The organism is Rhizobium sp. K102 (assembly GCF_022385315.1).
Lineage (GTDB): Bacteria > Pseudomonadota > Alphaproteobacteria > Rhizobiales > Rhizobiaceae > Rhizobium > Rhizobium croatiense.
Map to the genome: position 1 here is coordinate 4,012,307 of NZ_CP092436.1, position 13,767 is coordinate 4,026,073.

The window sequence follows — 13,767 nt, forward strand, 5'->3', positions numbered from 1 at the left end:
GTTCGGATTCAGATTGGGGAAGACACTGGACCGATTTACATGATGGTCATCATATTTCTTGCGTATTGATGATGGACATCATATAATTTGTCAAGCCGCTATTTCTGGAGACGACGATGCGGGTCAGCCGCGAGAAATTTGCCGAAAACCGCGAGAAGATTCTGAGTGTTGCCGGTGTGCTCTTCCGGGAAAACGGTTTTGACGGCGTCGGCGTTGCCGACATCATGAAGGCGGCGGGACTGACGCATGGCGGCTTTTACGGTCACTTCAACTCCAAGGATGAGCTGGCGCTGGAAGTCAGCCGCCAGCTGATCGATCGGGTGGAAGAGCGCTGGAAGGAACATATCGCCAGTTCGCCGGACCGGCCGCTCGAAACGCTTCTCGATCATTATATTCACTGGCGCACGGTTGATGATCCCGGCGGCAGCTGCGTCTTCGCAACACTGATCCAGGAGGTGAGCCGCAGCCGCGGCGCGGTTCGCGCCGTTTTCAGCGACGGCCTGTCCGTGCTGGTCGACACGCTTGCCGATATTGTTCCCGGCGAGACCGAAGAGGAACGCCGCGCCAATGCCGCAACGACGCTGTCATCGATGATGGGCGCCGTCATTCTTGCCCGCGCGGTCGAGGACCGCGGGCTTGCCGAGCAGTTTCTGGTGACGATGCGCCGGCAGCTCGATCCTGCCAACCGGACATAGTCTCAGTCGCGGGAGGCGATGAGGGCGTTGGCCTCGATGATCTCGGTGAATTTTCCGTCCGGCGAGAGAGCGGCGAGCTCGCTTCGTAAAGCCTGTTCGAATTCGGCTGTGCTGTCACCGAGCGCCTGCGGCGAGGTGACCGACATGGAGAAGGCACGGCCGACGATCTCGTCGGCGTCGAGCAGCCGCTCGGTGACGATGCCGATGCGTTCGAGATTGCGGAAGGCGGAGCGCAGCAGAAATTCCTCGTGCTTTATCCAGTCCGGCCCGCGGCGAAGCTGTCGTTCTGTTCTGAGCGGTTCCGGCGAAAAGCGTTCGGAGACCTTTTCCAAGACGTCGCGCCAGGCGGGTGAGGCGGAGATGTGGCGGTCGCCGAAAAGGATGACGGCGCCCTTCGGCTCGGTCAGCCTGTCCAGCGTTGCAAGCGTTGCGGCGCGGTCCATCCAGTGGAACGAGCGGCCCATGGTCGTGATCTTCAACGGTCCGAAGGCGGGGCCGAGATCGTAGGAGGAGCCGAGGACGAATTCGGCGTGAATACCGGCTGCCGCCGCGCCTTCGCGGGCCGCGTCCAGCATTTCCGGCTCCGGATCGAGACCGATGACGTCGGCACCGGCAAGGCGGGCGAAGGCGATGCCGATCTGGCCCGGTCCGCAGCCGAGATCGAGCAGGCGGTCGCCTGGCCGAAGGCCAGTTCTGGCGGTCACGCATTCGATCAGCACGTCGGCATAGGGAATGCGGAAACGGCTGTAATAGGCGGCGGTGGTGCGGAAGCGGCGGGGCTCGAAAGGAACGGTGGTCATGACGGACGATTCCTCGATATTTCAGGCAAGCGCTAGGACGGAACTGTGACCGGCCTGTGCCATATCCCGATCCTCTCCCGCGGTGGGGAGAGGATCTGCCTTTATGAGGGCGCTGAGAAGAGGGGTGCGGCTATTTGAAGCCGGCGACGGCATGCGGAATATAGGGTGCTTCCAATACGGCGATTTCTTCGGCAGTGAGCTTGACCGTGAGCGAAGCGACGGCGTCCGTCAGGTGGTTCGGTTTGGACGCACCGATAATCGGCGCGGTCACCACGCTCTTCTGCAGGATCCAGGCGGTGGCGACCTGGGCGCGGGAAATGCCGCGGGCCCGGGCGATGTCGGCCACCGCCTCGACGATCCTGCGGTCGGCATCGATCGATTGCGTGTAGAGCGTCTTGCCGAATTCGTCGGTCTCGCTGCGCGCCGTCGTCTCGTCCCAGTTACGGGTCAGGCGGCCGCGGGCGAGCGGGCTCCAGGGGATGACGGCGATCTTCTGGTCTTCGCAGAGCGGCAGCATTTCGCGCTCCTCCTCGCGGTAGAGCAGGTTCAGATGGTTCTGCATGCTGACGAATTCCGTCCAGCCGTTCAGCCGGGAGACGTAAAGCGCCTTTGCGAATTGCCAGGCATACATCGACGAGGCGCCGATATAACGCGCCTTGCCCGCTTTGACGACGTCATGCAGCGCGTCCAGCGTTTCCTCGATCGGCGTCGTGTGGTCGAAACGGTGGATCTGGTAGAGGTCGACATAGTCGGTGCCGAGGCGGCGCAGACTATTGTCGATCTCGTCGAGGATCGCCTTGCGTGACAGGCCGGCGCCGTTCGGACCCGGCCGCATGCGGTTGAACACCTTGGTCGCCAGCACGATATCTTCGCGCTTGGCGAAGTCTTTGATGGCGCGCCCGACGATCTCTTCCGAGGAACCGTTCGAATAGGTGTTGGCGGTGTCGAGAAAATTGATTCCGAGGTCGATCGCCTGCCTGATCATCGTCCGGCTTTCCTCTTCGCGCAGGCTCCAGGCATGATTGCCGCGGCCCGGATCGCCGAAGGTCATGCAGCCCAGGCAGATTTTCGACACTTCGAGACCGGTCTTTCCAAATTTGACATATTCCATGAAACGACTCCGTGAATTGAGACACCCCGTGCGGCGTTTCATGATGTAGTGCGAAACCGTCAAAGTCGCAGGGAGGCGCAGGCGAAATCGGCGCGGCGATGCGTACAATGATGCGTGATGGGGCCGCCGGTTCCGTCGGCGGCTTGCACATCCGCGCCGCAAGGTGTTAGCTGCTGCAGCATTTCACCGGAAGCCAGACTATGCGACTGCCCTCCAATGATCGTTACGACGATCTCTATCGTGATTTCTCCTGGCGGATTCCGGAAGACTTCAATATCGGCCGCGCCGTCAGCGACGATTGGGCGGCGAGAGATCCGGAGCGTGTCTGTCTCGAACATTTCAGTCCGGACGGCGACCATCTTTCGCTGACCTATGGCGAGCTTTCCGGCAGCTCTTCCATGTTCGCCAATGCGCTGGCATCGCTCGGTATCAAGCGCGGCGATCGCGTCGCTCTGCTGATGCCGCAGTCCTTCGAGACCGTGGTTGCGCATGTCGCGATCTATAAGATGGGTGCAATCGCCTTGCCGCTGGCGTTGCTGTTCGGCGTCGAGGCGCTGGAATATCGGCTGAGGATCTCGGGTGCGGCGGCAATCGTCACCAATGATTTCGGCCTCGATCGCGTCCGGCAAATCCGCGATCGTCTGCCGGAACTGCGCCATGTGATCAGCGTCGATGGCGCTCCCGACGCTCTCTCCTTTGCCGATCTCATCGTATCGTATGCGCCCGTCTTCGAAGTAGAAAAGACAACGCCCGACGATCCGGCGCTGATGATCTTCACCTCGGGCACAACAGGGCCGCCGAAAGGCGCGTTGCATGGTCACCGTGTTCTGCCCGGCCATATTCCCGGCATGCAGTTCGCCCATGAAGGTTTTCCAAAGGTGGGCGACAAGGTCTGGACGCCGTCCGACTGGGCCTGGGCGGGCGGTCTGCTCAATGCGCTGCTGCCGAGCCTTCTGCTCGGGGTTCCCGTCGTCTCGTCGCCGGCGCAGAAATTCGATGCCGACATGGCCTATCGGATCATGGCGGAGATGGATGTGCGCAATGCCTTCATCCCGCCGACGGCGCTGAGGCTGATGCGATCCGTTTCCGATCCCCGCTCGAAATATGATCTGGTGCTGCGCACGATCGGCTCGGCCGGGGAGGCGCTCGGCCGCGAGACCTATGAATGGGCGCGGCGCACGCTCGGCATCACCGTCAATGAATTCTACGGCCAGACGGAATGCAATTTCGTGCTCTCGTCTGCCGCTGCCCACGGCGTCAGCAAGGCCGGCGCCATCGGCCGGGCGGTGCCCGGACACCGCGTTGCGATCGTCAATGATGAGGGGGATGAACTGCGGACGGGCGAGCCAGGGCAGATCGCCATCGCCAGCCCCGATCCCGTCATGTTCCTCGGCTATTGGAACGATACGGCGGCGACGACGCGAAAATTCGCCAAGGGCTGGCTGCTCACCGGCGATATCGGCCGGCAGGACGCGGACGGCTATATCACCTTCGAGGGCCGCGACGACGACGTCATCACCTCATCCGGATATCGCATCGGCCCGGCGGAAATCGAGGATTGCCTGATCGGCCATCCCGCGGTGCAGCTTGCCGCCGCCGTCGGCAAGCCCGATGCCATGCGCACCGAGATCGTCAAAGCCTATATCGTGCTGGCGCCGGGCCATGCCCCGAGCGAGGCGCTGGCCGTCGATATCCGGGACTGGGTGAAGATGCGGCTTTCGATGCACGAATATCCGCGCGAAGTGGAATTCGTCGAGTCACTGCCGCTGACGACGACCGGCAAGGTGATCCGCCGGCTGCTGCGAGAGAAAGCTGCGACGGAAGGTTAGCCACGCCCGGCGAGCGACATGATCTTCTCGCGCAGCATCTTCGCCATGTTGCGGGTGCTGCGGTACATGTGGAGCTGGGCGGCCACCTGGCGCATGTCGCGGTCGCCGTTCTGCGTCAGGCCGATCACCAGGGTTCCCATCTCCTCGCGCTCCTGCCAGAAGCGGCTCATGATCGGATGGTCGGAAACGGCGCAGGAATCGGAGCGGACGATGTTGGCGTCGTCGAGATGCCATTCGGTGAGTTCGCTCATCAAAAGCTTGCCCGGAGAATAGCGGGCATAGTTTTCGTCATAGGCCGTCTTCCACGTATAGGCCTCGCCGCCCATCATCAACACCACGATGGCGGCGATCGCCTTGCCGTTGAGATCGATCGTATGAATGCGCACGGCGTCGACGGCGGCAAGGTTCGACACGGCCTCGCGGGCGAAGGCGGTATGATAGCGGTCGGTGACGAGAGCGCTCCGCCGCTTGCCCTTCCAGCCGCCGGCCTCCATCGCCAGGAATTCTTCGAAGCGGACGTGGATTTCGCGCGGCTGGCGGGCGACGGCATAGACCGCCGTTCCGAGTTCCTCCAGCTGACGCCACTGGCGGCGCATCTCGCGCATATGCGAGGAGGAGATGGTTTTGCCGAGATAGGCAGGCGCCTCTTCCTCGCTCTGCAGCATCGGGCGCAGATAGGGATTGGTCACGGTGAGCGGCAGATTGCGGCCGAGGGCCACGGCCTTGAGCATGCGCACGAAAATTCCGTTCAATCTCAGATCGGGCAGGACCAGGGTGCCCGGCAGGTTAAGATCAGGAACGGTTAGGCCCTCGAAGAAATTGTCGAGGGTTTCGGCCGCATCCTCGCTGTCGACGAGCGGCGTGCCGAGCGGGCCGAAGCTGTTCGACCAGCCGCGGATGATCGAGGGACCGACGGCAAAGCCCGGCTTGTCGACCGAAAACGGCAGCAGGAAACGCATGCGGCTGCGGCCGGCATTGTGGTCGCGGATCAGGGCGAAATTCACCTGTCTGTCTTCGAGCCGCGGCATGGCGGGCGCGAGGAAGCGGCCGGAGAAAAAGACGTTCGGCTCCATCGCCCGGTTGGAGAGGAAGTCGAGCTCGTCCTGAAGTTCGTAGCCGAGCTTGCCGGGGTAGAGGCAAAGTTCACGCCCGGGTCGGCCGATCTCGGCACGGGCCTCGGCCTGCGGTGCCTCGAAATGCAGCGACGCGAGATCATGGATCATGCGGTTGGTGATGCTGTCGGTGCTTGCGGTGACGGGGGGCGGACGCACCATCTATCGAACTCTCATTTCTGGCGTTGCGGCGGAGGGGCTGGCGAAGGCGAAGAGGACGATGCCGAGCGTGCGGCGCACGGCGACATGCAGAAGAACGGCCTCGACCGCCATGGCAGAGGCTGTGGCAATCGCGGTGCCTTCGATGCCGTAATGCGGGATCAAAGCGAGGTTGAGACCGACATTGGCGGCCAATGCGCCGGCATAGAGCGCGACGCAGAGATTCTGCTTGCCGGCCATCATCAGCAGCGTTTCGGCCGGGCCGACCAGCGATTTGGCGAGGATGCCGGCAAGCAGGATCGCCATGACAAGATAACCCGCGGTGAAGACGCCGCCGAACAGCGACAGCAGCAGGTGGCCGGCCGCGAGAACGGCAAGACCGACGCCGAGCGCCGGCCAGAAGGTCCAACGGGCGGCATCGGTGGCGGCGATCGCCAGCTGGGCATGGTCGCCCTCGGCGATGATCGAGGAAAAACGCGGGCCGGAAGCGGCCTTGACCGAGAAATTGATGAAATGCACCAGCGCCATGGTCTTGGCGGCGGCGAAATAGATGGCGACGTCGTGCGGCTCGAGGAAAATGCCGACAACGACGACGTCGGAATTGGTCAGCAGGAAGCTGACGCCCTCGATCAGGAAGATCGGGAAGGCGACACTGAGCCAGGCAAGGAAATCGACCTTGCGCGGACCGTCGTCATAATGCCGGCGTAGGCGGTAAAGCGTCGCGCCATATTGGCCGAGTGCGGTGACGAAGGTGGCCACGAGCGCCGCCTGCATGGCGGTGACGGCCGTATGCTCCGCGCCCGTCGCAATCGCAATCAGCATGCAGGCGATGATGAGGATCGGCCGGATAATATAGACTGGGCCCAGCGCCATCACAGGCCAGTGGTTCGCCCGCGAGGTGCCTTCCAGAATATCGCCAAGTGCGATCATCGGCATGGCAAACAGGCCGAGGAAGATCGGGACGAGATAATAGGGCTCGATCAGATCACCGAAGAAATGCAGCCCGAGCATGCCGGCGCCAAGCATCGCCGTGCCGGACAGCAGCGCGAAGATGCGCGCGGTACCCGTCAGTCCGCGGATTTCCTCGAAGGCGCCCGCCGCCTTATACTGCGGCAGAAAGCGGATGATCGCGGTGTGGAAGCCAAGGCAGGAGAGGTCGCCGAAGACGACAACCAGCACCCAGACGAAAACGAAGATGCCGTATTCATATTCGCCCATCAGCCGGGCGAGCACGATCTGGGAGACGAAAGCAAGTGCGGCGCTGAGGATGCGGATCGAAAAGGCCGTCAGCGCCATGCGCTGGGCGGCGGCCTTCTCGCCGCCTTCGGTCAGCACGGCCGCGAGCATGCGCAGCGTACGGCCGCCGATCGGGCGCAGTCCCGCCGGCAGCATTTTCTCCGCTGTTTCTATGACCGCCATGATGAACACGCAAAACTCTGAGGTCAGGCAAATCGTCCCCGAAGTCTTGACAGAGCAGGGTTAAGAAACGGTTCCGGAACGGCCCTTGCCCCGCAGACCTGAACTCCAGCCGGCCGGCGTTACCGCTGAAAAGCAAATGCCGCCCGAAGGCGGCATTTTAAGAGTCGTCGTATTTGCCTCAGACCTGTTCGAAGGCGCCGTGGCAATGCTTGTATTTCTTGCCGGAGCCGCAGGGGCAGGACTCGTTGCGGCCGACCTTGCCCCAGGTGGCGGGGTCCTCGGGATTGCGGTTCTCGGGCGCGACCATCACTTCGGAGGCCTGGTAGATCGGAGCGAAATCGTCCTCGCCGGTCATCGGATCGAGATGATGGGCCTGCATCAGCGGCGGTTCGGGTTCGGCCGGCGCCTGCTGCACCAGCTCGACGCGCATCAGCTGGGCGGTGACGGCCTCGCGCAGATTGTTGAGGAGGGCGGTGAAGAGCTCGAAGGCTTCAGACTTGTATTCCTGCAGCGGGTCGCGCTGGGCATAACCGCGGAAGCCGATGACCGAGCGCAGGTGATCGAGGTTGACGATATGCTCGCGCCAGAGATGATCGAGCGTCTGCATGACGATCGAGCGCTCGACATAATGCATGATGTCGTCGCCGAAACGCTCGGCCTTCTCCGTAAAGGCGGCATTGGCGGCTTCCGTCAGACGCTCGCGAATATCGTCCTCGCCGATGCCTTCCTCCCTGAACCAGTCCTCGATCGGCAGATCGAGGTTCAGGATATTGGTGACACCGGTCTTCAGGCCGACGGCATCCCATTGTTCGGCATAGGCGCGTTCGGGGATATGCTTTTCGACCAGATCTTCGATCACTTCGCGACGCATGTCGGAGACGGTCTCGGAGATATTGGTCGATTCCATCAGTTCGAGACGCTGCTCGAAGATGACCTTGCGCTGATCGTTGAGAACGTCGTCATACTTCAAGAGGTTCTTGCGGATGTCGAAGTTGCGGGCTTCGACCTTCTTCTGCGCGCGCTCGAGCGCCTTGTTGATCCAGGGATGGACGATCGCCTCGCCCTCCTTGAGGCCGAGCTTGGTCAGCATGCTGTCCATGCGGTCGGAGCCGAAGATGCGCATCAGGTCGTCCTGAAGCGAAAGGTAGAATTTCGAGCGGCCGGGGTCGCCCTGACGGCCGGAGCGGCCGCGCAGCTGGTTGTCGATGCGGCGGCTTTCATGGCGTTCGGTGGCGATGACATAGAGACCGCCGGCGGCGAGCGCCTTTTCCTTGAGTTCCTTGATCTCTTCGACGATCGCCTGGATCCGGGCGTCACGCTCCGGACCGGCTTCGATCTCGCCGAGTTCGCGCTCGATCCGCATCTCCAGGTTGCCGCCGAGCTGGATGTCGGTGCCGCGGCCGGCCATGTTGGTGGCGATGGTGACGGCGCCCGGCACGCCGGCCTGGGCAACGATATAGGCTTCCTGCTCGTGGTAGCGGGCGTTCAGCACCTGGAAGTCATTGAAGCCCTGCTTGCGCATGCGCTCGGCAAGCAGTTCCGATTTCTCGATCGAGGTTGTGCCGACGAGCACCGGCTGGCCGCGCTTGTGGGCGTCGAGGATCTCCTCGATGATCGCCTTGAACTTTTCGTCGAAGGTCCGGTAGACCTCGTCGTCCTCGTCGAGACGCTTGATCGGCAGGTTGGTCGGGACCTCGATGACATCGAGATTGTAGATATTGCCGAATTCTTCCGCTTCCGTCTGCGCCGTGCCGGTCATGCCGGCGAGCTTTTCGTACATGCGGAAATAATTCTGGAAGGTGATGGAGGCCAGCGTCTGGTTTTCCGGCTGGATCTGCACCTTTTCCTTGGCTTCGAGCGCCTGGTGCTGGCCTTCCGAATAACGCCGGCCCGGCATCATACGGCCGGTGAACTCATCGATGATGACGACTTCGTCGTTGCGGACGATATAGTCCTTGTCGCGCTGGAAGAGCTTGTGGGCCTTCAGTGCATTGTTGATGTGATGGACGATCGCAACATTCTCGATGTCGTAGAGCGCGTTGCCCTTCAAGAGGCCGGCCTGGCGGAGCAGGTTCTCCAGCTTCTCGGTGCCTTCTTCGGAGAAGTTGGCCGAGCGCTGCTTCTCGTCGATCTCGTAATCGCTGGGGACGAGCATCGGAATGAAGGCGTCGATCGTATTATAGAGTTCGGAGCGGTCGTCGAGCGGACCGGAGATGATCAGCGGCGTGCGCGCCTCGTCGACGAGGATCGAGTCCACTTCGTCGACGATCGCAAAATTGTGGCCGCGCTGAACCATCTGGTTCTTCTCGTACTTCATATTATCGCGCAGATAATCGAAGCCGAGCTCGTTGTTGGTGGCATAGGTGATGTCGCAGGCGTAGGCGGCGCGGCGCTCCTCGTCGGAGAGACCGTGGATGATGACACCCGTGGTCATGCCGAGGAAGCCATAGATCCGGCCCATGGTGGCGGCGTCGCGCTGGGCGAGATAATCGTTGACGGTGACTACGTGCACGCCCTTGCCGGAAAGCGCGTTCAGATAGACCGGCAGGGTGGCGACGAGGGTCTTGCCTTCGCCGGTCTTCATCTCGGCGATCGCATTCGAGTGCAGGATCATGCCGCCGATCAGCTGTACGTCAAAAGGTCGCAGGCCGAGAACGCGGCGCGAGGCCTCGCGCACGACGGCAAAGGCGGGGATCAGAATGTCGTCGAGCGTCTTGCCTTCGGCCAGAAGAGCGCGGAATTCCGCGGTCTTTGCCGCGAGCTGCTCGTCCGTCAGGGCTTTCGTCTTCTCTTCGATGGAATTGATCGCGGTGACGTTCGGCTGGAAGGACCGCACGCGGCGATCATTGGATGACCCAAATAACTTGCGGGCTATACCGCCAAAGCTGACCATGTGACTGGTCCTTTCTCAATATTCATCCGCGACGTTTCTTGTCCGCGGCCCAGCCGAAAATCAGGCGCACGCCTTGAAACGCCCGGAAACTGTTCTGGACGCGAGGTTGCGTGACAGATAAGAGGGGGGTCGAATGATGTCAACGGATTTGGCGGATACAGAAAGGCCACAATCCGGTGTTGATGGCTATTTTGAGCTGGAATAGGCGATGCTGACGCCGGCGATAAAACTGTGAAGGGTTATTTGATGTTGAGCACCAATAAATTCGCCCTGCTGGCGTTTGCAACTTTCGTTGCATTCCAGGCTCCGGCCCATGCAGAGGACGCCGTCGTCGCCAAGGTCGGCAATCTGGAGATACACCAGTCGGAACTCGATCTTGCCGTCGCCAATCTCGATCCGCAGCTGGCGCAGCTTCCCGACGACCAAAAGAAGGTCGCAGCTCTCTCCGCCGCCATCGACGTGAAGCTGCTCGCCGCCGACGCCATCACCGAAAAGCTCGACCAGACCGAAGAATTCAAGAAGCGCATGCAATATCTCTCCGATCGCGAGCTGCATAACGCCTATTTCAAGAAGCATGTCGTCGACACCGTGACGCCCGAAGAAATCAAGGCGCGCTACGACAAGGAAGTCGCGGCCCTGCCGAAGCAAGAGGAAGTCCACGCTCGCCATATCCTCGTCAAGACCGAGGACGAAGCCAAGGAGATCATCAAGCAGCTCGACGCCGGCAAGGATTTCGCCGAACTCGCCAAGGAAAAATCCACCGATCCGAACAAGTCGGAAGGCGGTGATCTCGGCTATTTCTCGCGCGGCCGCATGGTCAAGGAATTCGAGGACGCAGCCTTCGCGCTCGAGAAGGGCGCCTATTCCAAGACCCCGGTCAAGACCGATTTCGGCTATCATGTCATCAAGGTCGAGGATAAGCGCGACGCTCCGCCGCCGCCTTTCGATCAGGTGCAGGATCAGGTTCGTCAGCTCGTCATGCGCGACAAGTATCTTGCCCTCCTCAACCAGGCCAAGACGTCCGCCAAGATCGAGATCACGGACGAGACGCTGCGCAAGGGTTATGATCAGGCCAACAAGCAGCCGGAACCGGGCAGTGAACCTGCCCAGCCGGCGCCGAAGCAGTAATATCCGCATCAGGGCCCGGTTCTTCCGGGCCCTTCCTTATCGTTGTTGTCGCATTTCCGGACGGCGAGCCGGTTTCCATTTCGCCGGGAAATGCTCATTGGCAGGTTTCATCATGTCCGGTTCCGTTTCTCCGCTCGCACCGAAATCCTTCGTCCAGATGCCTTCGCTGCGCGGCGTGCGCATGGCGACGGCGTCCGCCGGTATCAAGTACAAGAACCGTACCGATGTGCTGATGATGGTCTTCGACAAGCCGGCCGCCGTCGCGGGGGTGTTTACCCGCTCCAAGTGCCCGTCGGCGCCGGTCGATTTTTGCCGCGCCAATCTGCCCCATGGCAGCGCCCGGGCCGTCGTCGTCAATTCCGGCAATGCGAATGCCTTTACCGGCATGAAGGGCCGCCAGGCGACCGCGCTGACGGCGAAATCGGCAGCCGCCGCCGTCGGCTGCGGCGAGAACGAGGTCTATCTGGCCTCGACCGGCGTCATCGGCGAACCGCTCGATGCCACCAAATTCTCAGGCGTCCTGGATAAGATGCAGGCCGAGGCCACCAGCGATTTCTGGTTCGAAGCCGCCAAGGCGATCATGACGACCGACACCTATCCGAAGGTTTCGACCCGCAGCGCCGAAATCGGCGGCGTTGCCGTGACGATCAACGGTATCGCCAAGGGTGCCGGCATGATTGCGCCCGATATGGCGACGATGCTCTCCTTCGTCGTGACCGATGCCGACATCGCGCCGGCCGCGCTGCAGGTGCTGCTGTCCGACGGCGTCGGCCCGACCTTCAACTCCATGACCGTCGACAGCGACACCTCCACGTCCGACACGCTGATGCTGTTTGCGACGGGTGCGGCGGCCGAAGACGGCCAGGCCCGCATCGATCGCGCCGACGATCCCCGGCTTGCCGCCTTCCGCGCCGCTCTCAACGAAGTGCTGAAGGATCTGTCGCTGCAGGTGGTGCGTGACGGCGAGGGCGCCACCAAGATGCTCGAAATCACGGTGACGGGTGCCGAGAGCGACGCCGCCGCCAAGCGCATCGCGCTGTCGATTGCCAATTCGCCGCTGGTCAAGACGGCGGCCGCCGGCGAAGACGCCAATTGGGGCCGGATCGTCATGGCCGTCGGCAAGTCAGGCGAGATTGCCGACCGCGACCGGCTGGCCATCTGGTTCGGCGACGTCAGGGTCGCGGTCAATGGCGAGCGTGATCCCGATTATTCCGAGGAAGCCGCCTCGAATGTGATGAAGGCGCAGGATATCCCCATCAAAGTCGATATCGGCCTCGGCTCTGGTTCGGCAACCGTCTGGACCTGCGACCTCACCAAGGAATATGTTGCGATCAATGGCGACTATCGGAGCTGATCGTTCGTTGGAGCAGGCATCTATTTCCTCGCAGAATTTGCCGCTGGTCCGCAGGCTGGAGGCCGTCGGTTTTCGCGCCTGGCCGGCGGCATCCGTGCAATATGACGGCAGCTGGCAGGTCCGGTTGACGGCCGGTCACCCGTCCAATCGGCTGAATTCCATCGTGCCGCTCGATCCCTCGGACCATCGCGACGTCGAGATCCGCCTGGAAAAGGCAAGCCGCAAGTTCGAGGCCTATGGCCGCGCCGCCGTCGTCCGGCAGACGCCGCTCGCTTCGCCGGTGCTGATCGAGCTTCTCAGCGCCCAGAACTGGACGCGATTTGACGAGACCGTGGTGATGACTTGCGATCTCGCCGAGGCTGCACTGCCGGATACGCTCGATCATCTGCCGACCCATGACGTCGGCCGTTTCGTCGATGCCAATCTGACGGTCGAGAGGGCGCCGCTGAGCTTGAAGCCGGCGCTTGCCGAAATCATTTCCGCGATCAAGCCGCCGTCGGGCCTCTTCATGATCGAAAATGCGGCAGAGGGACCGCTCGCGACCGTGCTCTGCGTCCAGGACAACGATCTTGCCGGCATCATGTCGCTTTCGGTCTGCGAAACCCGGCGGCGGGAAGGACTGGGTACCGAAATCCTGACTTCGGCGCTGCGCTGGGCTCGCATGCGCAGTGCCCGATCGGCCTGGCTGCAGGTAAAACTTTCCAACCGCCCGGCGATCGCACTTTATGAGCGCCTCGGGTTTCGCGACGCCTATCATTATTGCTACTGGCAGCGGGAGACGCGATGAGCGAGGCAGGCCGGAAGATATTGCTGGTCGCCGCCTGCGCGCTGATCGATGCCGATGGGCGTATTCTATTGGCACAGCGTCCCGAGGGAAAATCGCTTGCCGGGCTCTGGGAGTTTCCCGGCGGCAAGGTCGAGCCCGGCGAGACGCCGGAGGAGACGCTGGTGCGCGAGCTCGAGGAAGAGCTCGGCATCAAGACGAAGATCGCCTGCCTCGCGCCGCTGACCTTCGCCAGCCATTCCTACGAGACGTTCCATCTCCTGATGCCGCTTTATATTTGTCGGCGCTATGAAGGCATTGCACAGGGTCGCGAGGGGCAGGCGCTGAAGTGGGTGCGTGCGGGGGCTCTGCGGGATTATCCGATGCCGCCGGCCGACGAGCCGCTCATCCCGACGCTGCAGGATTTGCTTTAAAGCGCCTCGCGTTGAACTTGGTCGGTGCGACCCGCCCGCGATTTTTGTTTTGTCGATGTGTCATTATTCT

Annotated in this window: 11 protein-coding genes; 6 read left to right on the plus strand and 5 right to left on the minus strand. The window is 62.0% G+C overall.

Annotated features, from left to right (window positions below):
- Positions 1-116 precede the first annotated feature (116 nt).
- Positions 117-695, plus strand: coding sequence for a TetR/AcrR family transcriptional regulator (locus MHI61_RS25730; protein ID WP_239791081.1), 579 nt, complete (start codon positions 117-119; stop codon positions 693-695).
- A 2-nt stretch (positions 696-697) separates the two neighbouring features.
- Here the strand turns inward: MHI61_RS25730 and MHI61_RS25735 are convergent, their stop codons facing one another.
- On the minus strand, positions 698-1,495 hold the full coding sequence (locus MHI61_RS25735; RefSeq protein WP_239791082.1) for a methyltransferase domain-containing protein: 798 nt from the start codon (positions 1,493-1,495) through the stop codon (positions 698-700).
- Positions 1,496-1,625: 130 nt separating this feature from the next.
- Positions 1,626-2,606 carry an aldo/keto reductase gene (locus MHI61_RS25740; RefSeq protein ID WP_239791083.1) on the minus strand — a complete coding sequence of 327 codons (981 nt, stop codon included), beginning with the start codon at positions 2,604-2,606 and terminating at the stop codon, positions 1,626-1,628.
- A 200-nt stretch (positions 2,607-2,806) separates the two neighbouring features.
- Between MHI61_RS25740 and MHI61_RS25745 the strand changes: the two genes are divergently transcribed.
- Positions 2,807-4,435, plus strand: a complete 1,629-nt coding sequence (locus MHI61_RS25745) for an AMP-binding protein (RefSeq protein ID WP_239791084.1) — start codon at positions 2,807-2,809, stop codon at positions 4,433-4,435.
- Here the strand turns inward: MHI61_RS25745 and MHI61_RS25750 are convergent.
- From MHI61_RS25750 to secA, 3 genes are all read right to left on the minus strand, one after another.
- The gene (locus tag MHI61_RS25750) at positions 4,432-5,709 is read right to left on the minus strand and encodes a GNAT family N-acetyltransferase (protein WP_239791085.1); all 1,278 of its coding nucleotides are present in this window, start codon (positions 5,707-5,709) and stop codon (positions 4,432-4,434) included. The two genes, MHI61_RS25745 and MHI61_RS25750, sit on opposite strands and share 4 nt — an antisense overlap.
- Positions 5,710-7,125 carry a lipopolysaccharide biosynthesis protein gene (locus tag MHI61_RS25755; protein ID WP_239791086.1) on the minus strand — a complete coding sequence of 472 codons (1,416 nt, stop codon included), beginning with the start codon at positions 7,123-7,125 and terminating at the stop codon, positions 5,710-5,712.
- Positions 7,126-7,303: 178 nt separating this feature from the next.
- Positions 7,304-10,018: a preprotein translocase subunit SecA gene (gene secA, locus MHI61_RS25760; RefSeq protein ID WP_222141225.1), complete on the minus strand. Its 2,715-nt coding sequence runs from the start codon at positions 10,016-10,018 to the stop codon at positions 7,304-7,306.
- 246 nt (positions 10,019-10,264) lie between these two features.
- On the opposite strand from secA, the gene MHI61_RS25765 reads away from it, so the two are divergent.
- From MHI61_RS25765 to mutT, 4 genes are all read left to right on the plus strand, one after another.
- Complete coding sequence (locus MHI61_RS25765) at positions 10,265-11,146, plus strand: peptidylprolyl isomerase (RefSeq protein WP_222146415.1); 882 nt, start codon at positions 10,265-10,267, stop codon at positions 11,144-11,146.
- A gap of 112 nt (positions 11,147-11,258) precedes the next feature.
- The gene (argJ, locus tag MHI61_RS25770; protein ID WP_239792906.1) at positions 11,259-12,500 is read left to right on the plus strand and encodes a bifunctional glutamate N-acetyltransferase/amino-acid acetyltransferase ArgJ; all 1,242 of its coding nucleotides are present in this window, start codon (positions 11,259-11,261) and stop codon (positions 12,498-12,500) included.
- On the plus strand, positions 12,481-13,287 hold the full coding sequence (locus MHI61_RS25775; protein ID WP_097667595.1) for a GNAT family N-acetyltransferase: 807 nt from the start codon (positions 12,481-12,483) through the stop codon (positions 13,285-13,287). The genes argJ and MHI61_RS25775 overlap by 20 nt, the downstream gene beginning before the upstream one ends.
- Entirely contained in the window at positions 13,284-13,697 is a 414-nt protein-coding gene (gene mutT, locus MHI61_RS25780) for an 8-oxo-dGTP diphosphatase MutT (protein WP_239791087.1), read from the plus strand. Before MHI61_RS25775 ends, mutT begins: the two co-directional genes overlap by 4 nt.
- Positions 13,698-13,767 lie beyond the last annotated feature (70 nt).